Genomic DNA, 23158 nt, shown 5'->3' with positions numbered 1-23158 from the left:
TCTCTCCGGTCAGGTCAGGCTCTTGACTTCGCGGACGTGGTCATCGAGCTCGAGGAACGACGGCCGCACCGTGGAGTACAGGACCTTGCGGCCGAATTCCACCGCCACCAGCGGCGCGTAGCCATTGAGCGAGGCGAGCAGCGTGACCTTGATGCACTCGTACATCTTCACGCTCTCGGACACCTGGTGCTCCACGCGGGAGGCCAGCGGCGAGACGAAGCCGTACGCCAGCAGAATGCCGAGGAACGTGCCGACCATGGCGTGGGCCACGAGGGCGCCCAGCTCGGCCGGCGGCAGGTCTGCCGAGGCCAGTGCGTGCACCACGCCCATCACCGCGGCCACGATGCCGAAGGCCGGCAGGCCGTCGCCAACGCGCGACAGCGCATGGGCGGGAATCTCGGCCTCGTGGCGGTACGTTTCGATTTCGTGGTCCATGAGCGCCTCGATCTCGAAGGCGTTCATGTTGCCGTTGACCATCATGCGCAGATAGTCGGTGAGGAATTCCATCATCACCGCATCGGCCAGGATGCGCGGATACTGGCTGAACACGCTGCTGGCCGCCGGGTCGGCGATTTCCTTCTCGAGGAACAGGATGCCCTCGCGGCGGGCCTTGGAGAGCAGCACGTACAGCAGTGCCATGATGTCGAGGTACAACTCCTTGTTGTACTTCGAGCCACGCAGCAGCATCGGCATGGCCTTCATGGTGGCCTTGATGGCCTTGCCGCTGTTGGAGCTCACGAAGGCGCCCAAGGCGGCACCGCCGATAATGATGAGCTCCGCCGGTTGATAAAGCGCGCCCATGTGGCCGCCGGTGATGGCATAACCGCCCAGCACCGATGCCACCACGACGACATAGCCAATAACTACTAGCACGATCGGATCCCCGTCTGAAAAACACGCGTCAGGCACGCACGGGCATCCTGTAGGGGCGAGCGGGGTCACCGCTCACCCGTCCCGGGGAGCCCGATTGCCGCGCGGACGTCTGGCCCGATGGATCAGGCTTCAGTCTGCGTGGCTGCGGCGTCCTTCGAGAGCTTCTTCACTTTCCCAGCACGCGACGGCGGACGGCACAGGCTGCACACGAAGTTCGCGTGCGGCTCATAAGCGTGCGTGACGAACTGTCCGCCGCAACATGTGCACGAGGAAAGCTGCAGCATATTGCTCTCGAAAAACCGTACTAACGTCCAGGCACGGGTGAAACTTAAGACAATTTCGCCGCCCAGCAGCGAAACGTGCTCGAGGTACAGACGGTAAGCGGCCACTACTGCACGAATGCCCGACGTCTCGCCTTCCTGCACCATGAACTGGTACGCGGAGAAGAACAGGGACGAATGGATATTCGGCAGCCAGGTGGTGAACCAGTCTGTCGAGAACGGGAGCATGCCCTTGGGCGGCGAGGCGCCCCGCAGCTCCTTGTAGAGGCGGATCAACCGGTCGCGCGAGAGCGTAGTCTCGGCTTCCAGCACCTGCAGGCGCGCGCCCAGGCCAATCAGCTCGATGGCGAGCTGGGTCTGGTTCGCGTCCTGCAGGACGCTTTTCCGGTTAGGTGCCGGTGTGGCCGTAAAGCTGCGGGCCGGCTGGGCCTGTAGGAGCGCGGTCAATTGAGCGACTCCACAGGTTGCCGGGCCAGCAGGATAGCAGCGTGGATCTGCTGCATATCATGGCTCTTGGCCGTGTGGGTGAGCGTGGACAGCAGCGCATGATCGTCAAAGCGGAAACGGCACAGCACCATGTTCGATGCTGCCAGCTTGACGAGTTGCGCCGAGGTCAGTTTGGCAAGAATGTCGGCAATTTCCTTGCTGACGCCAAGCCTGAACATGGCTTCCACCTGGTTTTCGCGCACCAGTCTTTGCGCGAGCAGAAGATAGGCGAGATTGACCTCCCTGATCTCCTGGAGAACTTCACTGCTTTCCAATTTTTCCCCGCTACCAAAACCCTTCGACCGCTTGTCCGGCGCTTACCAGCTTCGTGTCCGTGAGGACCTTGCCGGCGACCAGATCGTTTAGTGCGTGTTCGATGGGTACGACGTACTACGAAAGAACTTCGCCCGGTTACACCTTCTCTCAGAAACGTTACATCTGTTACAGAGTGTAAGTGAAACTGTTACGTTTATATCGGCAATCGGCCCGGAATGCCAATCCCTACTTGAGTTGGGGTCCAGCAAATGTCGCATGGAAAAGACATGGCCCGCCGAATTTGTAACACCAGCACACGCCTGCTTGTGGTTTACATCAAGCGTGCTCAAGCACGTAACGCATCGTGTACCAAACGGATACACGCCTTGTGCGGTGGACATGACATGGCCAAACAGCGCCCCGCAGATTCCACTATTGACGAACCATCGCGCCTTGGCTAAACACGCGCCGCAACCATGCGGCAAGCCGCGCGAAGACGTCGTCAGGCGCCTCGCGGAACAGCTGGGGTCGCGCACGCTCCACTTGCTCGAGCATGCGTGCGGCCTCATCGGCACTGACCGAGCCGTACTCCAACGCAAGGCCCAGCAGCGCGCGCATCTCGCCCACCTTGCTGCGGCCCAGCGCCTCGCTCTGCTCAGTCTGCAACGCGTACATGACGTCATACGCGCGTTGGCGAAGACTGTCGGATATCCGCCACGCCGGGGTGCGCATGCGTTCCTCCAGCGTGCGGATGTCGATGGCGGAGGCAGAAATCTGCGCGGCCAGCGCTTCGGTGAAGGCGGCGTCGGCGCCGGCCTCGGTGAGGATCTGCGTGGCCCACTCGCGCGCGTGCTCCACGCGCTGCTGCGGCGTCCAGTCGGGCTGGATGGCCAGGCCGAAGCCGAAGCGCTGCGCGTCGCGCATCAGCGCCGCCAGCGCGTTGGGGAGCTGCTTGTCGAAGACCTTCTTGGCCCAGCCGTACTCGCCGCTGGCCAGCAGCCGCATCACGGCGCGCTCGGTCAGCGGGCCGTCCTGCTGCATCAGCCGCGCCCGCAGGAAGTCGTCGAACGCGGGCGGCACGAACTGCGGATCGATGCCGGTGGAAACTTTTACAAAGGCGTCGAAGTCCGCGCGCAGCCTTGCCGTGGCTTCGGCCGACAGCGACAGGTTGATATCGGTAGTCATGATGTCATCGCATGCAAACGCGCCCCGGCGCAGCTTTTACAACGCTGCAGCCGGGGCGCACGGCGCGACTGGGCACGGCAATCAGAGCGGCGTGGCGCCGGTCAGAATGCGCTCCAGTCGCCGTTGTCGGATCCATTACCGGCCGCCGTGGCGGACGGACGCAACAGCTTCGGCTCGGTCGCTGCCGTGTCGTCGGCGGCTTCCGCTGCCGCCGCACCGGCACCGGCCACGACCAGCGCCGTGCCAGCGGCCTTGTTACGCGCGCCACGGGCCTTGGCACCCTTCAGCGCCGAGGTCACCGCCTTGACGCCGGGCCGGACCGCCGAACGCGCCGCAGGGGCGGCCGGCAGGCCAAGCGCGGGCGCCGACGGCGCCACATCGTCATGCGACAGCTTGTAGCCCGACACCGAATCCTGGAGCTTCGACGCCTGATCCTGCAGCGAGCCGGCCGCCGCAGCGGCCTGCTCCACGAGCGCCGCATTCTGCTGCGTCACCTCGTCCATCTGCGCCACGGCCTGGTTCACCTGTTCGATGCCCGAGCTTTGCTCGGCGGAGGCCGCGCTGATCTCGCCCATGATGTCGGTCACGCGCTTCACGGCCTGGACGATCTCGCCCATGGTCGTGCCCGCCTGGCCCACCAGCGCTGCGCCGTTGTCCACGCGCGCCACGGTGTCGCCGATCAGGCCCTTGATTTCCTTGGCCGCATTGGCGCTACGCTGCGCCAGGCTGCGCACCTCGCCAGCCACCACGGCAAAGCCGCGGCCCTGTTCGCCGGCACGCGCCGCTTCCACGGCGGCGTTCAGCGCCAGGATGTTGGTCTGGAAGGCGATGCCTTCGATCACGCCGATGATGTCGACGATCTTGCGCGAGGCCTCGTTGATCTCGTCCATCGTCTTCACCACGCGACCCACCACCTCGCCACCGCGCACGGCGGTCTCTGAGGCATTGGCGGCCAGCCCGCTGGCCTGACGCGCGTTGTCGGCGTTCTGGCGGACCGTGCTGGTCAGCTCTTCCATGCTCGATGCGGTTTCCTCGAGCGAGGCCGCCTGCTGCTCGGTACGCTGCGACAGGTCGTTGTTGCCGGCCGCGATCTCGCGCGATGCCGTGCCAATCGATTCCGCCGATTCCTTGAACTCGCGCACCATCGACGACAGCTGCTCCTGCATCTGGCTCATCGCCAGCAGCAGGCTGCCACGGTCGCCGTTGCGCAGCGCCACCTTGCCCGAGAAGTCGCCATCGGCGATCTGCGAGGCGATCGACGCTGCGTAATCGGGCTCCCCACCCAGCTGCTTCGACAGCTGACGCGCCAGGAACCAGCCCAGCAGCACGGAAAGCGCCAGACCGCCGACCACCAGGATCAGCATCAGCACGCGCGAGCTGTTATAGACGCTGGTCGATTCGTCCATGTTGAGCTTGGCGCGCTCGTCGCGGCGCTTGACCATCTTGAACAGCACGTCTTCCAGCGCGCGGCTGTCCTTGAGCAGGTCCGCGCTCTCGGTGAACACGGTGGATTCGAACTGCGACGTGTCCAGCGGCTGCTTGCCGACCAGCGCCACGTACTTCTCCATGCGTTCACGGAAGGCCGGCACCAGCGTTTCATACTGCTTGACCATCGCCTGGCCTTCCGGCGAGGTGAACGAGTCCTTGGCGGCCTTCACGCGCGCTTCCATGGCGGCCAGCGATTTCTCGATGGTCTCGCGCTCGGTGGCGCGCTCGCCCATCGTCGAGGCGGACAGCAGCGCGATCTGCGAGCGGCTGGCGTAGACGAGGTTGATATTGCCGTCCTGCACGGCCTTCAGGGCCTGCAGATCGCTGTTGTAGATCTTGCCGGTCCATTCCGCCATGCGCCCCATATTGACAACGCCCAGCAGGCCGATGATGGCGCCGATCACGGAAACGACCAGGAAGCCGGCAATAAGCCTGGTCGTAACGCGCAGTTGATTGAACCACTGCATAGAACTACCCCCTTCTGTCAAAAAAGACCGGGATGGGCATCGGTTGCCGCCTCCCGCGTTGTTATCGCGGCCGCTAGGCCGCTCTTACCCCGTTCCTGGCGCCACGTTGTGCCCGCGGCGTCTTGACGTTCAGATACTTGCGTACCCGGCTCCGCTTCCCACTTCCGGCGCCGGCAAGCCCTTGCGCGGGCGCGCCGGCCGGACTTCGGCCTGCATGCTGACGCGGAAGGTGGATACCGACTCGCGCAACCGGTTGGCCTGTTCTTCCAGTGCGCCGGCCGCGGCAGCGGCCTGCTCCACCAGCGCAGCGTTCTGCTGCGTCACCTCGTCCATCTGCGCCACGGCCTGGTTCACCTGTTCGATGCCAGAACTCTGCTCCGCCGATGCCGAACTGATCTCGCCCATGATGTCGGTCACGCGGCGCACGGCCTGCACGATCTCGTCCATGGTCGCGCCTGCGTCGCTCACCTGCGCCGCGCCGTTCTCCACGCGCGCCACGGTGTCGCCGATCAGGCCCTTGATTTCCTTGGCCGCGTTGGCGCTGCGCTGCGCCAGGCTGCGCACCTCGCCCGCCACCACGGCAAACCCCCGACCCTGCTCCCCGGCCCGCGCCGCTTCCACGGCGGCATTCAGGGCCAGGATGTTGGTCTGGAAGGCGATGCCTTCGATCACGCCGATGATGTCGACGATCTTGCGCGAGGCTTCGTTGATCTCGTCCATCGTCTGCACCACGCGGCCCACGGCGTCACCGCCGCGCACGGCGGTGTCCGAGGCATTGGCGGCCAGTCCGGTCGCCTGGCGGGCGTTGTCCGCGTTCTGGCGGACCGTGCTGGTCAGCTGCTCCATGCTCGAGGCGGTCTCTTCGAGCGAGGCCGCCTGCTGCTCGGTACGCTGCGACAGGTCGTTGTTGCCGGCCGCCACCTCGTGCGTGGCCGTGGAAATGCTCGCCATGCCTTCGTGGATGTCGTGCACCACGGACAGCAGGCTGCGCTGCATCGTGCGCATGGCCCGCGCCAGCGCGCCGATTTCATCGTTCGATTCGTGGTCGAAGCCAGTGGTCAGGTCGCCCGCGCCCATGCGCAGGGCGAAGTCGAGCATCTCGCCGACCGGGCGCTCCACCCGCGTCACCAGCATCGAGCCCGCCGCGAACGAGGACAGCACGGCCAGCCCGAAGGCGCCCCACAGCCACGGCCACAGTTGCGCAGCGGCCTCCGGCGCGAGCCAGTGCGCGCCGCCCGCAGCCGCCAGGAACCAGACCAGTCCGGCCAGCTGGGCCCAGAGGATGCGGCGCTTGAGGTCCACGCGCGTCAGGCGGCCCAGCAGCCCGGCGAGGCCCGTGCGCACCACCGCGCCATCGCGAATCGCCAGCCCGCGCGCCCGGTTCTCCCGGAAGCGCTGGTACAGCGCGGCGGTGGCGTCGATCTGCTCCCGGCTGGCCATCGCCCGGACCGAGGTGTAGCCCACCACACGATCTGCCACGCGCGTGGGCGTGACGGTGGCCAGCACCCAGTAGTGGTCGCCGTCCTTGCGGCGGTTCTTGACCACGCCGGTCCAGGACTGGCCGGCCTCCAGGGCGCGCCAGAGATCGGCGAACGCTTCCGGCGGCATGTCGGGATGGCGCACGAGGTTATGCGCCGCGCCAAGCAGCTCCTCCGCCGTGAAGCCGCTGGTCTCGATGAACGCCCGGTTCGCGAACGTGATCCGTCCCTTGAGATCGGTTCGCGAAATCAGGTAGTCGTTCGGCGAGAGCAGGTGCTCGCGTTGGGTTACAGGCTGGTTGTTGCGCATGTCTCGTTGCTGCGTGAAAGCCGTGGGCGCCAGCGCGCTTTGTCAGGCGTACGCGCCGTGGGCCGGTGTGAAGTGGGGATCAGTGGCTGCTGGCCGCGGCGTCGATGGCGGCGAGGTCGTCGATGTTCATCAACTTCTCGATGTCCGCCAGGATCAGCATGCGGCCTTCGAGCGAGCCCAGCCCGCGGATGTATTCGGTGTCCACGCCGCCGGAAAGTGCCGGGGCGGGCTTGATCTGCGCCGGCGCCAGCGTCAGCACGTCTGACACGCCGTCAACCACGATGCCGGTGGTGCGTTGATGGAGATCAACGATGATCACCACGGTGTACTGGTCGTAGCTGACCTCGGCCTGATTGAACTTGATGCGCAGGTCGATGATGGGAACGATGATGCCGCGCAGGTTGATCACGCCCTTCAGATAGGCGGGCGCGTTGGCGATCTGCGTCACCGATTCGTAGCCGCGAATCTCCTGCACCTTCAGGATGTCGATGCCGTATTCTTCGCGACCGAGGCGGAACGCGAGGAATTCTTCACCCGCGCCGTCTGCCTTGTTGATGCTCGTATTCATGGTTGCCCCCGCTGGCTGGATGGGTCGAGGCCGGGGTTCCGTGCCCCTTGGCTTGTGGCGACCCGCGATTTGCGACCCACAATATGCGGCCAGAGGCAGCCGGCGCGCGCCGGACACCTGCTATGGCCCTCCAGTATTTACGGCAGCAAACGGGGTGAATGAAGGGCGACATGGCCCGCGACATTACCCCTCCGTGGGAGGGGTCGGCAGGTCCAGCAAGGCTTCCACCGACGCCATCAGTTCTTCCGGATCGAACGGCTTGGCCAGGAAACCGGACGCGCCAGCCTCGCGGGCCTGATCGCGGATGCGGTCGTCGTGCTCGGTGGAAAGCATCAGGATCGGCACGCCGGCATAGTCCGGCAGCGCCCGCAGCGCGCGGATCAGCGCCAGGCCGTCCATGCCGGGCATCACCTGATCGGTCACCAGCATCCCGAAGCGCCCTTCCAGCGCCACCTCGTGGGCCTCCTTGCCGTCGGCGGCCTCCGTCACCGTGTAGCCGCCAGCCCGCAGGCAGGCGCCGATCATGCGGCGAAGGGAAGGCGAATCGTCGACGACGAGAATGCTCGGGAGGGACATGGGGGGACTCCGGGGTAAAAGTTGGTCCGCCTGCGTGCGTGCAAGAGGCGCGCGCGCGCCCAGGCTGCTGGCGACGGACGGGCCAGCCGTGTGCACGCGGTACGCGTGCCACTGCCTGTCTTCAGCATATCGACCCGTTCGTGCCCGGATTTGAGGCAACAACGCGTCGATTAGAGGAAAGCTTCTAATCCGGGGATCCCGGCGCGAGGTCAGGCGCGCAGCGGTTCAGCGCCGTGCAGGGTGTCGGCGAACGCCGACGGCTCCAGCGGCAGCGCCATCAGGAAGCCCTGCACTTCGTCGCAGCCCATGCCGTGCAGGATGTCCAGCTGCGAGTTCGACTCCACGCCCTCCGCCACCACCTTCATGCGCAGTTCGTGCGCCAGCGCCACCATGGAGCCGACGATCGCGCGGCCCTGCGGGTCCGTATCGAGCCCGCCGATCAGCGTCCGGTCGATCTTGAGCGTGCCTACGCGCAGCCGCTTCAGGTAACCCAGGCTTGAATAGCCGCTGCCGAAGTCGTCCAGCGCCACCTGAATGCCCAGCGCCTGCAGTTCCGCCAGCGTCTCCAGCGACTTGCCGATGTCCTTCATCGCCGCCGTCTCGGTAATCTCCAGCGTGATGGCCGAAGGCGGAATGTCGTGCTGGTGGATCTGTTCCAGCAGGTACTGCGGGAAATTCCGGCTCGCGAAACGCAACCCGGACACATTGATCGCCACCGGCACGATGGGCAGCCCGGCATCGTGCCACTGGCGCACCTGCGCGCAGACCGTGGCGATCACCCAGTCGTCGAGCTTGTCGATCTGGCCCGACTGCTCGGCCACCATGATGAATTCGGCCGGATTGACCGCGCCCAGCGTGGGATGGCGCCAGCGGCACAACGCCTCGGCGCCCACCACGCGGCGGGTCTTCACATCGAACTTGGGCTGGTACATCAGCCGCAGGCCGTCGTCCTGGATGGCCAGCCAGAGGTCGCGCCGGATCACGCGCATACGGCGCGCGCGCTCGCCGGCGGCGGAATTGAACACGCGCACCTGGTTGGAGCCGCTCTCGCGCGCCTCCGCCAGGCTCACGCGGGCGGCCTGCATCAGCGCCTCGGAGGTCTGCGCGTCGCGCGGATAGATGGCGATGCCGATATTCACGCCGATCTGCATCTGCAAGCCCCGCGCCGCCACGAACTCCGCCAGCGAGCCGAGCACGCGCGAGCCCAGTTCATGCGCCCGGCTGTGTTGCACCAGTGCCGGCACGCCCACGGCGAATTCGTCGCGCGCCAGTCGGGCCAGGAAGTCGTGCGGCTCCAGCGCGGCTTGCGCCAGCGCGCCGGCATCCTGGGCGAGGATGTCGTCGGCGCGCACCTCGAATACTTCGTCCACCTCGCGGAAATCGGCGATATGGATCAGCAGCACCGCGCAGCCGGTGTCGGAGAGCCGCGCATGGGCGATGGTCTGGTCGAGCCACCGCGCGAACGCGTTGCGGTCCGGGAGGTCGGTCGTCACGCTGTACTCGCCGACTGGTGCCTGTCCACGCGCGGCGGGCCGCACGGTCAGGCCGGGAATGCGCGACAGGCCGCGCCGCCCTGCCCGCTGCTCCTGGCGCGAGACCATGCCGGCAGGCAGTTCGTCGATGCCATCGCCCGCCAGAACCGGCTCGACGCCAGCCGGCAGCCAGCCGCGCGACTGCGCGCGGTGCACCGCGAACATCGCCGCGCAGAGCAGCGCCAACCCGCCGGCCAGCCAGGCCGGTGCGGGCAGCCCGGTCGCTTCCACGCAGGCGCGGGCGCTCAAGCCCGTGCCACCGCACACGCCTCCCAGGCGCGCGCCAGCCACGGCCACCAGGCCGGCGCCGGACGCCATCGCCAGCGCCACGGCCACACCCCAGCCGCGTCGGCCTTGGCGGAACCAATGGAAGATGGGTGGAATCACTTGCGCGACGATGGCCGTCGCCGCCAGCGTCGCCACGAACGTGGCGGCCATCTTCACGCCGTCATTGGCGGCGGTGAGCGTGCCGGAGGCGATGGCCACCCAGACCGGCATGCCGAGCGTGGCCTGCGACATCAATGCCGCCGACCACGTCAGGCTGCGCGCGGCCTTGCGGCCCGGCGTGCGGTCGCCCGATGCCGTGCGGCGCGCGCGCGCGGCGGCAAGGCCGAGCACGGACGCAAGCATCAGGAGGCTGTAAGTCGTGGCAGTCATGGGGGCGGCGCGTTTGTGGCGGGCACGGATGCCGGCATACCCTCGATGCGGGCCATCGGGCGGCCCGTATCACGGCATCGTGTCTCCGCCATGGGAACAGTCAAGCGCTTACTTCAAACGATGATTGGGCGATCAGAACGCGGCCCAGTCGTCGTCCGCGCGCGAGGCAGGGGCCGCCCCCGACGCCGACAACTGCGGGCGCACCAGCTGCGACTCGCGTGACTTGCGCACCACCGGCGGCCGTGCGCTGGCGGGGCGGGCGGCAGCGCGTGCCGGGCCCGACGCGGGCGACGACATGGCCAGCTTCGGCGCGGCATGCACCGGGGCCGGCGCGGCGGCGCGACGACCGTCCTCGCCACCCAGCGTGAACACCGACACCACGTTCTTGAGCTTCTGCGCCTGTTCCTCGAGCGCACCGGCGGCAGCCGCCGCTTCCTCGACCAGCGCCGCGTTCTGCTGCGTCACCTGGTCCATCTGGTTCACCGCCTGATTCACCTGCTCGATGCCGGTGGTCTGCTCCTGCGACGCCGCGCCGATCTCGTTCATGATGTCCGTCACGCGACGCACCGCCTGGACGATCTCGCCCATGGTCTGGCCGGCCTCGGCCACCAGACGCGTACCGCTTTCCACGCGCTGGCCCGATTCGCCGATCAGCGTCTCGATTTCCTTGGCGGCGTTGGCGCTGCGCTGCGCCAGGCTGCGCACCTCGCCGGCCACCACGGCAAAGCCACGGCCCTGTTCACCGGCCCGCGCCGCTTCCACGGCGGCATTCAGCGCCAGGATGTTGGTCTGGAAGGCGATGCCTTCAATCACGCCGATGATCTCGACCACCTTGCGCGAGGCGCCGTTGATCTCGTTCATCGTATCCACCACGCGGCCCACCACGTCGCCACCCTTCATGGCGATCTGCGACGCCTCGCCAGCCAGCACGCCAGCCTGGCGCGCGTTGTCGGCGTTCTGGCGCACCACCGTGGTCAGTTCCTCCATGCTCGCCGCGGTCTGCTCCAGCGACGACGCCTGTTCCTCGGTGCGCTGCGACAGGTCGGTGTTGCCGGCGGCAATCTGCTGCGTGGCCGAGGCAATCGAATCGGTACCGCCGCGCACTTCGGCGACGATGCCCGACAGGCTCTCCTGCATCTTCGCCAGCGCCTGCATCATCCGGCCGATCTCGTTCTTCGACATGCTGACGATGCGCGAGGTCAGGTCACCGCGCGCCATGCGCTCGAACACGTCGAGCGCTTCCTCCACCGGGCGCACGATCGCACGTTGCAGCATCACGGCCGCCAGGATGGCAACGACGGTTCCGGCCACAATCAGGACGATCGACAACAGGCGAATGCTCTCAAAACGGGCCTGGGCGCCTTCGAAGCTGCCCTTGGCCACGTTCATCTGGAATTTCTCGAGCTTCTCGTGGGCCGTGGCCATCGTGCGCTGGAGGTCGGGCAGCACGTCGCGGGCCAGGCGCAGGGACTCTTCGCGGTTACCGGCGACCAGCGCCTGCTGGAGCGGCGTCACGCCCTTCTCGAAGAAAGCCTGGCGCGCGACGCCCAGCGGGGTGGCGAGCGCCTTTTCCTCATCGCCCTGGGGCAGCGCCGAATAGCGCTTCCAGCCGGCGTTGGACGACTCGACGAAGATCATGGAGCGGTCCACGTTCTTCTTCATGTCGTCGCTTTCGCTGCCGGGCATGACGCCACGGTCCAGCGCCAGGCGCACGCGGGTGGTGCCCAGCATCGCCTCGCTCAGCGCAAGCGCCGAGGCAAGCTGGTTCGAATAGGTTTCCTTCAGCGCATCATTGGTTTGCGAGATGCCATGCAGCCCGGCCCCGCCCACCAGCAGCAGGATGGCGGTGAGCACGACCATGGCGCCCCGCAAAAGGGTCTTGATCTGAATATCGTTGTGAAAGGACATGATTCGCTGAATGAATAGGAGGAAACCCGGCGCCCTCCCGGCACCGGTCCGGCAGGCGGACACCCCTGGCAGCCTGCTCAAGACACGATAACGGCGCGGTCTCAACCATCCTTGAGGCAACCGGCAAATCGAATTCACTGTGCGGATAAGGCACCCGAGGCAAATGCGCAAAATGCGGTGGCATACACCGCACATATGCCCCGGATGCACTGCGCAAAACGGCCGACTCAAACAGGCGAATCGTCTCAAATGCGGCAGAATCCGAAACGCGTCGGCAGGCCAGTTCAGCGTCCGCCGAATATCGCGCCGTTTTGCATCTACGGGCCGCGCGCTGCCGTGCCGAATCGATGGTTATCCTGACCACCCGGGTATTCGCGCTGGCGTTACTCGATTGCCCCGGCAAATGCCGGCGGCGACAGCCCTCCCTGATAAAAGTTCAGGGGATTAAGTGATTTGAGACTTTTCGCAAATTGGCCCCTGGCGCGGAAAAGGGATTTGCAGGGCGGGGTGCAGCGGTTATAATGCCCTCGACAATTCGCGGACCCATCTATAAATAGAGGCTTGGAAATGGCGACCTATCAGGAAATCGTTCAGAAAATCAGCGAACTGCAGAAGCAGGCGGAAGAGATCAAGTCGCGCGAGCAGGCGACTGTGATTGCCGATATTCGCGAAAAAATCGAACAATATGGCCTGACCGCCGACGATCTCGGATTTGGCAGCGGCAAGGCCGTGGCCAGCAAGAAGGCCGCGCGCAAGGTGCCGGTGCGCTATCGCGACAGCGCCGGCAATACCTGGACCGGCCGCGGCAAGCGCCCGGGCTGGCTGACCCAGGCCCTGGCCAACGGCAAAACGGTGGAAGATTTCCTGATCCGCTGATCGCCGCGTCACCGCACCAATAAAAAACCGGGCCTTGGCCCGGTTTTTTATTGCGCGTCGGTTATCCCGCTGCCGCAGAAACGGGTACGCACCCCGTCATCGCTCAGCCGGCAAACCCGTTCGGATTCATTGACTGCCAGCGCCACGAGTCCTCACACATGCGGTCGATGTCATGCTGGGCGCGCCAGCCAAGCAGCTCCTGGGCAAGCGCCGGATCGGCATAGCAGGAAGCGATATCGCCGGGCCGCCGCGCCACGATTTCATAAGGAACAGGCCGGCCGCTCGCACGTTCGTAAGCCTTCACCACCTCCAGGACGCTGTAGCCACGGCCGGTGCCAAGGTTCACGGTCATGCCGCGCGGCTGCTCGCGCAAGTATTTCAGCGCAGCCACATGGCCGTCGGCCAGGTCGCAGACGTGGATATAGTCGCGCACGCCGGTGCCATCCACGGTGGGGTAGTCGCCGCCATAGACGCTCAGTTTCTGCCGGCGCCCGCCCGCCACCTGGGCCACATACGGCATCAGGTTGTTGGGAATGCCGCCCGGGTCCTCGCCAATCAGCCCGCTGTCATGGGCACCAACCGGATTGAAATACCGGAGATATCCGATTCGCCAACTCGCATCCGAAATCTCGATATCGCGCAGAATCTGCTCGCCCATCAGCTTGGTCTGGCCGTACGGATTGGTCGCGGACAGCGGAAAATCCTCGAGGATCGGCACGGCATGCGGATTCCCGTAAACCGTGGCCGACGAACTGAATACCAGTTGTTTCACGTTGGCCGACTGCATCGCGGCGCAAAGCGTCAACAATCCGTTGAGATTGTTGCTGTAATACTCGATCGGCTGGCTCACCGACTCGCCCACCGCCTTCAACGCGGCAAAATGGATCGCACCGGAAATCTTGTGTTCGGCGAACAGCTTGTCCAGCAGCGCGCGGTCACGCACGTCGCCTTCGACGAAATTGGGCGTCGCGCCGGTAATCTGCGCCAGGCGTTCGACAACTGCACGGTTGCTGTTACAGAGATTATCGATACCGACAACGTTGTAGCCTGCTTCGTGCAGTGCCACCCAAGTGTGGGAAGCAATATAGCCGGTGGCACCGGTCAGCAGTAAGGTCTCAGCCATGGAAAGGATCAGGGTCAGAAATAGGAATTCGGGGGCGATGCCACGCGCCGGATCGGGCGCATTTGCGCGGGGCGCTCATCATAGCCGGCGCGGGTTACGCCCAACATATCACGGCTGCGTCACAGCGCCATCGTCAAGACGGCTGAGGCGCGGCGGACCGGGTCGGCGGCAGGCCGGCACGTGCCTGCCACGCCTCATAGGCGGCGTGCAGCCGCCAGCCGGACTCCAGATCGCGCATGCCGAGCACCTGGGCCACCTTGGCCGGTGCAGTACCGGCATCGAAGTGCATCGCACCGCACGTATTGCGCAGCGTCTGCGGCGACGCCCGCTCGCGCCGCCCGGCCAGCACGCCGGCCTCTTCTAATAGAAGCTCCACGCGACGGTAGATCGAAGCCGCATGCATCGGCCGGCCATTGGCCATCGCCGGGAAGACCAGTTCGCCGAGCGTGCCGGCGGCCGCGCGCAGCGCCAGCCAGTGGCGCAGCGGCACCTCGGCGAACGGGAACAGCGGCACGGTATAGGCGCGGCCGTTGTCCGGGCGCACCATGCGCAGGGCCAGCGCGGCGCCCTCTCCACCATCGCCAGCCCCTTCCTCCAAGCCGTCGATGGTTTCCACGCGCAGCGCGCGCACCTCTGCCACCTTCAGGCCGCCACCCAGCAGCACGGCGATCAGCGCCACGTCGCGCGCGCGCTTCCACTGCGTAGGCGAAATGCCGCGCGACAGGTCCGGCCGCTCGAGCCCATCGGGCGACAGCACGCGCGCCACCAGCAGATCGCGCTCGCCCGGCAGCAGGAAGGCCGTGGGGTCGTTATCCCCCTCCGTCAGATGATTCTTCACCGCCTGACTCGCGGGATTGTGCAAGTTCTGTTGCAGCAGCGAGAGATGGTGGAACACGCGCTCGATCAGCCGCGCATAACGATAACGATGGCGCTTGTGCAGGTCCTGGGCATCGAGAAACGCGCCGATCTGCCCCGCCGACCACGTCAGCGGCGGCAAGCCCTGCTCGCCGGACCAGCGCAGCAGCTTGCCCCACATCGCCCGATAGACGACGGCGGTGCCGTGCCGGAAACCATGGCTGGCCAGCCAGCCATCGAACGCGCGCTCGGGTTGACGGCGCCAGGCGTCGAGGTCGGCATCGAACAGGGCATCGGGCTGCGGGTCGGCCCCGGAAAGCGTGGTCAAGAGTGCTCCTGGATGACGCGCCGCGAAAAACGGCGATGCGTGCATTGTAGACAACCCGGCACACGAAGCTGCCTGCCGCTTGCAAAACGCCTCCGCGTCGTGATACCTTGCCACTCACTATGCAACCAGTTGCATAGAACAGATTCCACTACGACTTTCGACGTGATCGGAGGAGACCCGATGCGAAACCTCTCACTCGCGCCCGCCGCGGCGCAATCGCTGGACACGTGGCACACGATGATCGCCACCCACAATATGGACGCGCTCGATAGCATCGTCGCCGACGAAGTGGTGTTTCGTTCACCCGTGGCGCACACGCCCTACCCAGGCCGCGCCGCCATCCAGCTGGTGCTGACCACGGTGAACGAGGTCTTCGAGGACTTCCGCTACCACCGCAGCTTCGTCGGCGACGACCAGGCGAGCGTGGTGCTCGAATTCAGTGCCAATGTGGCCGACAAGGCGCTGAAGGGCATCGACATGATCCGTTTCGATGCCACCGGCAAGATCGTCGAATTCGAAGTCATGGTGCGCCCGCTGAGCGCATTGCAGGCGCTGGGCGAGGCCATGGGCGCCCGCCTCGGCGCCCAGAAACACATCTTGCGGGGCGCCTGAGCGACTCGTATTTCCACGCCCCATCTATTAGAGATCAGAGGAATCCCATCATGGCCCTTCCCGCCCTGCTCCAGAACCTGTCGCTGCCGGCCGTCTGCTCGCCGCTGTTCATCATTTCCAATCCCGACCTCGTGATCGCCCAGTGCAAGGCCGGCGTGGTCGGCTCGTTCCCGGCGCTGAACGCACGCCCGGCCGAGAAGCTCGAGGTATGGCTGGACCGCATCACCACGGAACTGGCCGAGCACGACGCCAGGCACCCAGACCGTCCTTCCGCCCCGTTCGCGGTGAACCAGATCGTGCACAAGTCCAACGACCGCCTGGAGCACGACCTGGAACTGTGCGTGCGCTACAAGGTGCCCATCGTCATCACCTCGCTCGGCGCGCGCAAGGAAGTCAATGACGCCGTGCATTCCTACGGCGGCATCGTGCTGCATGACGTCATCAACAACACCTTCGCGCGCAAGGCGATCGAGAAGGGCGCGGACGGGCTGGTCGCCGTGGCGGCCGGCGCGGGCGGCCATGCCGGCACACTGTCACCGTTCGCGCTGCTGCATGAAATCCGGGAATGGTTCGATGGCCCGCTGCTGCTGTCCGGCGCCATCGCCAGTGGCAACGCCGTGCTGGCCGCGCAGGCCGCCGGGGCGGACCTTGCCTATATCGGCTCGGCCTTCATCGCCACCCAGGAAGCGAACGCGCAGGACGCCTACAAGCAGATGATCGTCGACAGCTCGGCGGACGATATCGTCTATTCCAACTTGTTCACGGGCGTACACGGCAATTACCTGCGCAACAGCATCGTGCGCGCGGGGTTGGACCCGGAAGCCCTGCCGACCTCCGATGCCTCGAAGATGAATTTCGGCTCGGCGAGCGTCAAGGCGTGGAAGGACATCTGGGGCGCCGGCCAAGGCGTGGGCGCGATCAAGCGCGTGGTGCCGGCCGGTGAACTGGTGCGTCGATTTGTGGAGGAGTATGCACTCGCTCGCCGTCGCCTCGGTCTGGCCGAAGCCGCCCCGGCCAGCGCGGCCTCCGCGCTCGACGTGGCCTGACGGTAGCAGTTACGTGTTGTCGCTGGCGGCAGGAGCCGCCAGCAGCGGCAGCAGATCCTTGGCCCATTTCACCCAGTCTTCCTCATAGCGGATGCCGCGCCTGAGCAGCGCATGATGGATCTGCCGCGTGCGGTCGGCCTGCCCGGCCGCGAAGTCCTTCTGCTCGATCTTGAGAAACGTCTCAAGCCGCGCCTGATGCAGCGCGATCAGCCGTGCCATCTCGTCGGCCAGTCCCAGTGGCCCGATTGCAGCATCTGCACGTAGCTTCACCAGAATTTCCTCACGCTGATCGATCCCCAGCCCGGGAGCGAGCACCCAGCGCGCCAGTTCGTCGCGACCAGCCGGCAACACGCGATACACCTTCTTGCGACTCTTCTTCTCCACGCCATCGGCCTCGGCGGGCTCGCCGCCGTTCGTGCCATTGCTCGCGCCATTGCCCTGCTCATCGGCCGCAATCCAGCCGTGATCGGCCATGCGGCCCAGTTCCCGATAGATCTGCTGGTGCGTGGCGTGCCAGAAATAGCCGATGGACTTGTCGAACCGGCGCGCGAGGTCGTAGCCGGAGGACGGCTTTTCGATCAGCGAAATCAACAGGGCGTGCTGGGTAGACATGAGGCGGGATCTGGGTGCGGGAGCCTGGCATGAAGGTTGCGACCCTGCCCCGCGATGAGCGGGTGAGGTCGCGGCGAAGCTGCCCGGTATGGTAACGCGCAAGTCACGCGGCGTCATGCCGTTAACCCATGGGATACGCGCTTGTTGCGCCCCAGGCATCGGCAATGCGCGCCGGCGTCTATTTATGACAATTTAGTCAATTGTCTCGAAACAGATCTAAAAAAAACGAAATGGCATTTCCCGACCGCTTGCAATACATTCCAGACATTGCCACCCGCATGCGCGCGCCCCTTTGCCGGCCCAACGTTCCGCGTCATGCGTCTCCCGGGAGTTGTCTATGAACGCAAGACCGGAATTCACCGAAGGCTCCGCCGCTGGCGAGGCCGCCGCGCCTGTCCGCGCGGCCCGCGCCCGCGCCGGTTCGGCCCCGATCTACTACCGGCTGCCCGACACGCCGGAAGGGCATCACATCAAGGAATACGCGAGCGGGCTGCGCCAGCTCGTGCGCTTTGTCGGTGTCGAGGAACAAGTGGTCAAGTACAGCCTGGCCTGATTTCCCGCACACCGGCCCGTGTCGGTTGTCTCCTCCTGTCCCTCCGGGACCTGGGATTTCTGCCCGCGACTGGTTCGCGGGCTTTTTCTTGGGCATAAAAAAACCGGCCCATCGGGCCGGTTCCCAGTACTGCTTACTGCGTACTGCGTGCTTCAGTGCTGCAACGATCAGTCCACCGTCGCGCCGGAGGCCTTCACGACCTTGGCCCACTTGGCGGACTCGGACTTCATGAAGGCGGCGAGCTGGGCCGGCTTTTCCGGGTTCGGCTCGGCGCCTTGTTCGGCCATCTGCTTCTTCACTTCCGGCATGGCGAGGATCTTCACCACTTCGGCGTTCAGGCGGTCGACGATCGGCTGCGGCGTGCCGCCCGTGGCGTACAGCGCGAACCACGACGTGGCTTCATAGCCGGGCACGCCGGCTTCGGCCACCGTCGGCACGTCCGGCAGGGCCGGCGAGCGCTTGCCCGAGGTCACGGCGATGGCGCGCAGCTTGCCGGCCTTCACGTGCGGGTACGACGACGGCATGTTGTCGAACATCAGGCCGATCTGGTTGCCCAGCAGGTCGTTCACGGCCGGGGCGCTGCCCTTGTACGGAATGTGCTGGATGTGCAGGTTGGTCATCGAGTTGAACAGCTCACCCGAGAGGTGCATCGACGAGCCGCTGCCCGACGAGCCGTACGACAGCTTGTCCGGGTTGGCCTTCACGTAGGCGATCAGTTCCTTCACGTTGTGCACCGGCACCTTCGGGTTCACCACGACGATGTTCGGCACCATGGCCACGCGCGTGATCGGCGCGAAATCCTTCACCGGATCGTACGGCAGCTTGGAGTACAGCGACTGGTTGATGGCGTGCGTGCCGATGGTGCCCATGAACAGCGTGTAGCCGTCGCCCGGGGCCTTGGCGGCCAGCGAAGCGCCGATGTTGCCGCCCGCGCCCGGACGGTTGTCCACCACCACGGGCTGGCCCAGGGCCTTGCCCAGCTGCAGGCTGACGATACGCGCCAGGATGTCGGTGGTGCCACCGGCCGAGAACGGCACGATCATCGTGATCGGCTTGGTCGGATAGGTGCCCTGTGCCTGCGCGCCGCCCACGGCGGCAATGCCGGCGGCCAGTGCCACACCAGCGGCCAGCAGGCGTCTGCGCGCCTTCGAAGGTTGATTGGTCATGCTCATCTTGTGCTCCAGGAATGAAATGCTCGCCAGCGGCTGGGATAGGTGCCGCCGACGCCAAGCTTTGAATCGCTATTTCCGCCCCGTGCCAGGGCGGGCATCTTTCTTATACGGGCGCCACGCCCAGCGTGGTTCCGCCGCAGACGTACAGCACCTGTCCGGTCACGAAACCATTCTCGGGCGAGAGGAAGAAGAGCGAGGCACGCGCCACGTCTTCCGGCGTTCCCATTCGTTTCACGGCGATGCTTGCCAGGATGCGCCGTGTTTGTTCGCTGCCCTCCGGATTGCTCCGGCGGAACAGCTCGGTGGCGATGGGACCCGGTGCCACGGCGTTGACGGTGATGCCGTCGCCGCCCAGCTCCATCGCCAGCGTTCGGGTCATGCCAACCAGCCCGGCCTTGACCGCGGAATACACCACGCGGTCGGGCTTGCCCAGCGCCGCGCGCGAGGCCATGTTGACGATGCGGCCAAAGCCGGCCGCACGCATCGCGGGCAGGCAGGCCTGGGTGAGCAGCATGGTGGCCTGCAGCGTCAGGCCCACTACGTAGTCTAGGTCGGCCGTGGTGGCCGTGTCGGCGGTACCGGGGCGGGTGGCGCCGGCGTTGTTCACCAGCCGCGTCACGGCGAAGCGGGACGTCACCTGCGCCGCCGCCGCACGCGTGGCGTCGGCGTTGGTCAGGTCGGCCTGGAAGAACGTCATGTTGGGGTGCGACCACGCGGGTTCCGCGTAGTCGACATTGACCACCTGGGTCACGCCATCGGCGAGCAGCATTTCGGCAATGGCGCGGCCGATACCGGAACTGGCGCCGGTGATAAGCGTGGCAACGGGAAGGGACATCTCGGTACTCCGTACCGGCAACTTCAGCCGGGTCCGTCAGAAAAAGATGCGGCCAGCCGGCGAGCCCGTCGGCCCGGCCGCATTGCTCTACCTCGTTGGGGAAGAGACACCACTGAAACTTCCCATCCGGGTAAACGGCAGGAAGCGGACGAAACTTGAGGGGCGCCCGGCGCCCCTCAAGCCCGTCAGGACACGTTCAGCAACGGTCAGACGCGTTCGATCACCATGGCGATGCCCTGGCCCACGCCGATGCACATCGTGCACAGCGCGTAGCGGCCGCCGGTGCGATGCAGCTGGTACATCGCCGTGGTCACCAGGCGGGCACCGCTCATGCCGAGCGGGTGGCCCAGCGCGATGGCGCCGCCGTTGGGGTTCACGCGCTTGTCATCGTCGGCGATGCCGAGCTGGCGCAGCACGGCCAGCCCTTGTGCAGCAAACGCCTCATTCAGTTCGATCACGTCGATCTGGTCCAGCGACATGCCCAACTGCTTCATCAGCTTCTGGGTAGCCGGGGCCGGGCCGATGCCCATCACGCGCGGCGCCACGCCGGCAGTCGCCATGCCGACGATGCGGGCACGCGGGGTCAGGCCGTGTTGCTTCAGGCCGGCCTCGCTGGCCAGCAGCAGGGCGCAGGCGCCGTCGTTCACGCCCGAGGCGTTACCCGCGGTGACCGTGCCGTCGGCGCGGACCACGCCGCGGAGCTTGGCCAGCGCTTCCATGCTGGTGGCACGCGGATGTTCGTCGCGCTCCACCACGATGGCGTCGCCCTTCTTCTGCGGAATGGTGACCGCCGTGATTTCCTGGGCCAGCGTGCCGTCGGCCTGGGCGCGGGAAGCCTTCTCCTGGCTGCGCAGCGCCATCAGATCCTGGTCTTCGCGGCTGATCTTGTAGTCGGTGGCGACGTTCTCGGCGGTCTCGGGCATCGAGTCCACGCCGTAGGCGGCACGCATCGCCGGGTTGATGAAGCGCCAGCCGATGGTGGTGTCGAAGATCTGCGCATCGCGCGAGAAGGCCGAGGTGGCCTTGCCCATCACGAACGGGGCGCGGCTCATGCTTTCCACGCCGCCGGCGATCATCAGCGTGGCTTCGCCGGACTTGATGGCGCGCGCGGCCGTGCCGGTGGCGTCCATGCCGGAGCCGCACAGGCGGTTGATGGTGGCGCCGGGCACGGCCTCAGGCAGGCCCGCCAGCAGCGACGACATGCGCGCCACGTTGCGGTTGTCCTCGCCAGCCTGGTTGGCGTTGCCGTAGATCACGTCATCGATGGCGGACCAGTCCAGGTTCGGGTTACGCGCCATCAGGGCGCGCAGCGGCACGGCGCCGAGGTCGTCCGGGCGCACCGCGGACAGGCTGCCGGCATAACGGCCGATGGGGGTACGGATGGCGTCGCAGATGAAAGCGTCAGTCATGTTCTGTCTCACTCGTCTTTGGTATGGGTCAGGCGGCCACGGGCTGCAGCAGCGGCACGCCGGTCAGGCGCTGGAGTTCGTCGAAGCTCAGGCCGTCGACGAGGTCGCGGGCGACCAGACCGTCCGGCGTCACGTCGATGGTCGCCAGGTCGGTGTAGATCCGCGTGACGCAGCCGATGCCCGTCAGCGGGTAGGTGCACTCGCGCACGACCTTGCTTTCGCCCTGCTTGGTCTGGTGTTCCATCATCACGAACACCTGCTTGGCGCCGATGGCCAGGTCCATCGCACCGCCCACGGCGGGGATGGCGCCCGGCGCGCCGGTGTGCCAGTTGGCCAGGTCGCCGGTCTGCGAGACCTGGAACGCGCCCAGCACGCAGAAGTCGAGGTGACCGCCACGCATCATCGCGAACGAGTCGGCATGGTGGAAGTAGGAGCCGCCGGCCTTGATCGTCACCGGCTGCTTGCCGGCGTTGATCAGGTCGCCGTCTTCCTGGCCGGCCGCGGGCGCGGGGCCCATGCCGAGCAGGCCGTTTTCGCTCTGGAGCAGGATTTCACGGTCGGCCGGCAGGTGGTTGCCCACCAGGGTGGGCAGGCCGATGCCGAGGTTCACCACGGCACCGTCGGGAATGTCTTGGGCCACGCGGGCGGCCATCTGGTCGCGGGTCAGGCGGTTCATTGTGATCTCCTTGGCTTCAGGCGGCTTGATCGGCGTTGGCGGCTTTGGCGGCCTGGGCGGCGCCTTCGATCTTGACCACGCGCTTGACGAACAGGCCCGGCGTGACAATGTGCTCGGGGTCCAGCTCGCCCAGTTCCGCGATGTGGCTCACCTGCACAATGGCGCATTTGGCGGCCATGGCCATGATAGGCCCGAAGTTGCGGGCGGTCTTGCGGTAGGTGAGGTTGCCCCAGCGGTCCGCCGTGTCGGCCTTGATCAGCGCGAAGTCGGCGTGGATCGGCGACTCGAACACATAGCCCTTGCCGTCGATGATGCGGGTTTCCTTGCCTTCGGCCAGCGGGGTGCCGTAGGCGGTGCGGGTGAAGAACCCGCCGATGCCGGCGCCGGCGGCGCGGATGCGCTCGGCCAGGTTGCCCTGCGGCACCAGTTCCAGCTCGATCTCGCCGGCGTGGTAGAGCGAGTCGAACACGTACGAATCCACCTGACGCGGGAACGAGCAAATGATCTTGCGCACGCGCTTGGTCTTGAGCAGCGCGGCCAGGCCGGTGTCGCCGTTGCCGGCGTTGTTGTTGACGATGGTGAGGTCGCGTGCGCCTTGTGCGATCAGCGCGTCGATCAGCTCGGCCGGCATGCCGGCCATGCCGAAGCCGCCAATCAGGATCGTGGCGCCGTCGTGGATACCGGCCACTGCCGCTTCCACCGAGTCATATAGCTTGTTGATCACTTGCGTTCCAGTACGGAAAAGTCCGGCAGCGAGGGCCGGGACCAGCCGCAAGGGGGCGGCACGCAAAACTGTCTCCGGCGTCATGCAGGACGGGGCGTCCGCGCCGTCTGTCCCATGCCTGGGGGCATGGTGACGGGCGCAGACCGGGTCCAACAATCTTGGTGTTGTCTTGGCGGCCGTCTGTGTGCGGCCATGAGTGCATCTGAAACCTGCGAATCCTGCTGAAAGTTCGCTATTCGAACTCCAATTCGCAGACTGAACAAAGGTTACACC

22 protein-coding genes are annotated in these 23158 nt (G+C 66.1%); 4 read left to right on the top strand and 18 right to left on the bottom strand.

What is annotated here, in order from left to right; genetic code table 11:
- Positions 1-9: 9 nt before the first annotated feature.
- The 10 genes from motA to AC1DFU_RS00325 all read right to left on the bottom strand — a co-directional run bounded on the left by motA (position 10) and on the right by AC1DFU_RS00325 (position 12064).
- Positions 10-873, bottom strand: coding sequence for a flagellar motor stator protein MotA (motA, locus tag AC1DFU_RS00370; RefSeq protein WP_092295940.1), 864 nt, complete (start codon positions 871-873; stop codon positions 10-12).
- Between the two features lie 122 nt (positions 874-995).
- A complete protein-coding gene (gene flhC, locus AC1DFU_RS00365) occupies positions 996-1601 on the bottom strand; it encodes a flagellar transcriptional regulator FlhC (protein WP_092295943.1) in 606 nt (201 codons plus the stop codon).
- Entirely contained in the window at positions 1598-1915 is a 318-nt protein-coding gene (gene flhD / locus AC1DFU_RS00360; protein WP_010812713.1) for a flagellar transcriptional regulator FlhD, read from the bottom strand. The genes flhC and flhD overlap by 4 nt, the downstream gene beginning before the upstream one ends.
- A 412-nt stretch (positions 1916-2327) precedes the next feature.
- Positions 2328-3080: a DUF4088 domain-containing protein gene (locus tag AC1DFU_RS00355; RefSeq protein WP_092295946.1), complete on the bottom strand. Its 753-nt coding sequence runs from the start codon at positions 3078-3080 to the stop codon at positions 2328-2330.
- A gap of 101 nt (positions 3081-3181) precedes the next feature.
- Positions 3182-5035: a methyl-accepting chemotaxis protein gene (locus AC1DFU_RS00350; protein ID WP_441592654.1), complete on the bottom strand. Its 1854-nt coding sequence runs from the start codon at positions 5033-5035 to the stop codon at positions 3182-3184.
- Positions 5036-5164: 129 nt separating this feature from the next.
- Positions 5165-6823: a methyl-accepting chemotaxis protein gene (locus AC1DFU_RS00345; RefSeq protein WP_092295952.1), complete on the bottom strand. Its 1659-nt coding sequence runs from the start codon at positions 6821-6823 to the stop codon at positions 5165-5167.
- A gap of 79 nt (positions 6824-6902) precedes the next feature.
- Positions 6903-7391: a chemotaxis protein CheW gene (locus AC1DFU_RS00340; RefSeq protein WP_092295955.1), complete on the bottom strand. Its 489-nt coding sequence runs from the start codon at positions 7389-7391 to the stop codon at positions 6903-6905.
- A 183-nt stretch (positions 7392-7574) separates the two neighbouring features.
- Positions 7575-7967, bottom strand: a complete 393-nt coding sequence (locus AC1DFU_RS00335) for a response regulator (RefSeq protein ID WP_441592655.1) — start codon at positions 7965-7967, stop codon at positions 7575-7577.
- Between the two features lie 209 nt (positions 7968-8176).
- Positions 8177-10156 carry a putative bifunctional diguanylate cyclase/phosphodiesterase gene (locus AC1DFU_RS00330; protein WP_441592656.1) on the bottom strand — a complete coding sequence of 660 codons (1980 nt, stop codon included), beginning with the start codon at positions 10154-10156 and terminating at the stop codon, positions 8177-8179.
- Positions 10157-10288: 132 nt separating this feature from the next.
- Positions 10289-12064 (bottom strand): methyl-accepting chemotaxis protein, encoded by a 1776-nt coding sequence (locus AC1DFU_RS00325; RefSeq protein WP_092295964.1) that lies wholly within the window; start codon positions 12062-12064, stop codon positions 10289-10291.
- A gap of 567 nt (positions 12065-12631) precedes the next feature.
- Here AC1DFU_RS00325 and AC1DFU_RS00320 point away from each other — a divergent pair.
- Positions 12632-12940 carry an H-NS histone family protein gene (locus tag AC1DFU_RS00320; RefSeq protein WP_092295967.1) on the top strand — a complete coding sequence of 103 codons (309 nt, stop codon included), beginning with the start codon at positions 12632-12634 and terminating at the stop codon, positions 12938-12940.
- Positions 12941-13043: 103 nt separating this feature from the next.
- Here AC1DFU_RS00320 and galE read toward each other — a convergent pair whose 3' ends face one another.
- Together galE and AC1DFU_RS00310 are read right to left on the bottom strand one after the other, a co-directional pair.
- A complete protein-coding gene (galE, locus tag AC1DFU_RS00315) occupies positions 13044-14063 on the bottom strand; it encodes a UDP-glucose 4-epimerase GalE (RefSeq protein ID WP_441592657.1) in 1020 nt (339 codons plus the stop codon).
- 133 nt (positions 14064-14196) lie between these two features.
- The gene (locus AC1DFU_RS00310; RefSeq protein WP_441592658.1) at positions 14197-15291 is read right to left on the bottom strand and encodes a tyrosine-type recombinase/integrase; all 1095 of its coding nucleotides are present in this window, start codon (positions 15289-15291) and stop codon (positions 14197-14199) included.
- Positions 15292-15426: 135 nt separating this feature from the next.
- On the opposite strand from AC1DFU_RS00310, the gene AC1DFU_RS00305 reads away from it, so the two are divergent.
- Positions 15427-15858 (top strand): nuclear transport factor 2 family protein, encoded by a 432-nt coding sequence (locus AC1DFU_RS00305; RefSeq protein WP_441592659.1) that lies wholly within the window; start codon positions 15427-15429, stop codon positions 15856-15858.
- 50 nt (positions 15859-15908) lie between these two features.
- On the top strand, positions 15909-16904 hold the full coding sequence (locus AC1DFU_RS00300) for an NAD(P)H-dependent flavin oxidoreductase (protein ID WP_092295979.1): 996 nt from the start codon (positions 15909-15911) through the stop codon (positions 16902-16904).
- Between the two features lie 9 nt (positions 16905-16913).
- Here AC1DFU_RS00300 and AC1DFU_RS00295 read toward each other — a convergent pair whose 3' ends face one another.
- Positions 16914-17516 (bottom strand): PadR family transcriptional regulator, encoded by a 603-nt coding sequence (locus AC1DFU_RS00295; RefSeq protein ID WP_441592660.1) that lies wholly within the window; start codon positions 17514-17516, stop codon positions 16914-16916.
- A gap of 337 nt (positions 17517-17853) precedes the next feature.
- Between AC1DFU_RS00295 and AC1DFU_RS00290 the strand changes: the two genes are divergently transcribed.
- A complete protein-coding gene (locus tag AC1DFU_RS00290) occupies positions 17854-18069 on the top strand; it encodes a hypothetical protein (protein ID WP_441592661.1) in 216 nt (71 codons plus the stop codon).
- Between the two features lie 167 nt (positions 18070-18236).
- On the opposite strand, the gene AC1DFU_RS00285 is transcribed toward AC1DFU_RS00290, so the two are convergent.
- The 5 genes from AC1DFU_RS00285 to AC1DFU_RS00265 form a co-directional block, all read right to left on the bottom strand.
- Positions 18237-19241 carry a Bug family tripartite tricarboxylate transporter substrate binding protein gene (locus tag AC1DFU_RS00285; RefSeq protein WP_092295988.1) on the bottom strand — a complete coding sequence of 335 codons (1005 nt, stop codon included), beginning with the start codon at positions 19239-19241 and terminating at the stop codon, positions 18237-18239.
- 103 nt (positions 19242-19344) lie between these two features.
- Positions 19345-20076, bottom strand: coding sequence for an SDR family NAD(P)-dependent oxidoreductase (locus AC1DFU_RS00280; RefSeq protein ID WP_092295991.1), 732 nt, complete (start codon positions 20074-20076; stop codon positions 19345-19347).
- A gap of 206 nt (positions 20077-20282) precedes the next feature.
- Entirely contained in the window at positions 20283-21485 is a 1203-nt protein-coding gene (pcaF, locus tag AC1DFU_RS00275) for a 3-oxoadipyl-CoA thiolase (RefSeq protein WP_441592662.1), read from the bottom strand.
- A gap of 28 nt (positions 21486-21513) precedes the next feature.
- Complete coding sequence (locus tag AC1DFU_RS00270; RefSeq protein WP_454757538.1) at positions 21514-22161, bottom strand: 3-oxoacid CoA-transferase subunit B; 648 nt, start codon at positions 22159-22161, stop codon at positions 21514-21516.
- A 16-nt stretch (positions 22162-22177) separates the two neighbouring features.
- Positions 22178-22885 (bottom strand): 3-oxoacid CoA-transferase subunit A, encoded by a 708-nt coding sequence (locus AC1DFU_RS00265; protein ID WP_092296000.1) that lies wholly within the window; start codon positions 22883-22885, stop codon positions 22178-22180.
- Between the last annotated feature and the right edge of the window lie 273 nt (positions 22886-23158).

This window comes from Cupriavidus sp. 10L45, from assembly GCF_056395225.1.
Note: the sequence above shows the minus strand (reverse complement) of the source record. Positions and strands in the feature narration are given on the sequence as shown.

Bases quoted from the DNA above. Each gene is read 5' to 3' on its own strand.
- AC1DFU_RS00305 (WP_441592659.1), top strand. From the start codon at position 15,427: ATGCGAAACCTCTCACTCGCGCCCGCCGCGGCGCAATCGCTGGACACG.
- AC1DFU_RS00290 (WP_441592661.1), top strand. From the start codon at position 17,854: ATGAACGCAAGACCGGAATTCACCGAAGGCTCCGCCGCTGGCGAGGCC.
- AC1DFU_RS00320 (WP_092295967.1), top strand. From the start codon at position 12,632: ATGGCGACCTATCAGGAAATCGTTCAGAAAATCAGCGAACTGCAGAAG.
- AC1DFU_RS00345 (WP_092295952.1), bottom strand. From the start codon at position 6,823: ATGCGCAACAACCAGCCTGTAACCCAACGCGAGCACCTGCTCTCGCCG.
- AC1DFU_RS00295 (WP_441592660.1), bottom strand. From the start codon at position 17,516: ATGTCTACCCAGCACGCCCTGTTGATTTCGCTGATCGAAAAGCCGTCC.
- AC1DFU_RS00325 (WP_092295964.1), bottom strand. From the start codon at position 12,064: ATGTCCTTTCACAACGATATTCAGATCAAGACCCTTTTGCGGGGCGCC.
- AC1DFU_RS00350 (WP_441592654.1), bottom strand. From the start codon at position 5,035: ATGCAGTGGTTCAATCAACTGCGCGTTACGACCAGGCTTATTGCCGGC.
- pcaF (WP_441592662.1), bottom strand. From the start codon at position 21,485: ATGACTGACGCTTTCATCTGCGACGCCATCCGTACCCCCATCGGCCGT.
- AC1DFU_RS00310 (WP_441592658.1), bottom strand. From the start codon at position 15,291: ATGCACGCATCGCCGTTTTTCGCGGCGCGTCATCCAGGAGCACTCTTG.
- AC1DFU_RS00355 (WP_092295946.1), bottom strand. From the start codon at position 3,080: ATGACTACCGATATCAACCTGTCGCTGTCGGCCGAAGCCACGGCAAGG.
- AC1DFU_RS00340 (WP_092295955.1), bottom strand. From the start codon at position 7,391: ATGAATACGAGCATCAACAAGGCAGACGGCGCGGGTGAAGAATTCCTC.
- AC1DFU_RS00270 (WP_454757538.1), bottom strand. From the start codon at position 22,161: ATGAACCGCCTGACCCGCGACCAGATGGCCGCCCGCGTGGCCCAAGAC.
- AC1DFU_RS00280 (WP_092295991.1), bottom strand. From the start codon at position 20,076: ATGTCCCTTCCCGTTGCCACGCTTATCACCGGCGCCAGTTCCGGTATC.
- galE (WP_441592657.1), bottom strand. From the start codon at position 14,063: ATGGCTGAGACCTTACTGCTGACCGGTGCCACCGGCTATATTGCTTCC.
- AC1DFU_RS00300 (WP_092295979.1), top strand. From the start codon at position 15,909: ATGGCCCTTCCCGCCCTGCTCCAGAACCTGTCGCTGCCGGCCGTCTGC.
- AC1DFU_RS00285 (WP_092295988.1), bottom strand. From the start codon at position 19,241: ATGAGCATGACCAATCAACCTTCGAAGGCGCGCAGACGCCTGCTGGCC.
- AC1DFU_RS00335 (WP_441592655.1), bottom strand. From the start codon at position 7,967: ATGTCCCTCCCGAGCATTCTCGTCGTCGACGATTCGCCTTCCCTTCGC.
- AC1DFU_RS00330 (WP_441592656.1), bottom strand. From the start codon at position 10,156: ATGACTGCCACGACTTACAGCCTCCTGATGCTTGCGTCCGTGCTCGGC.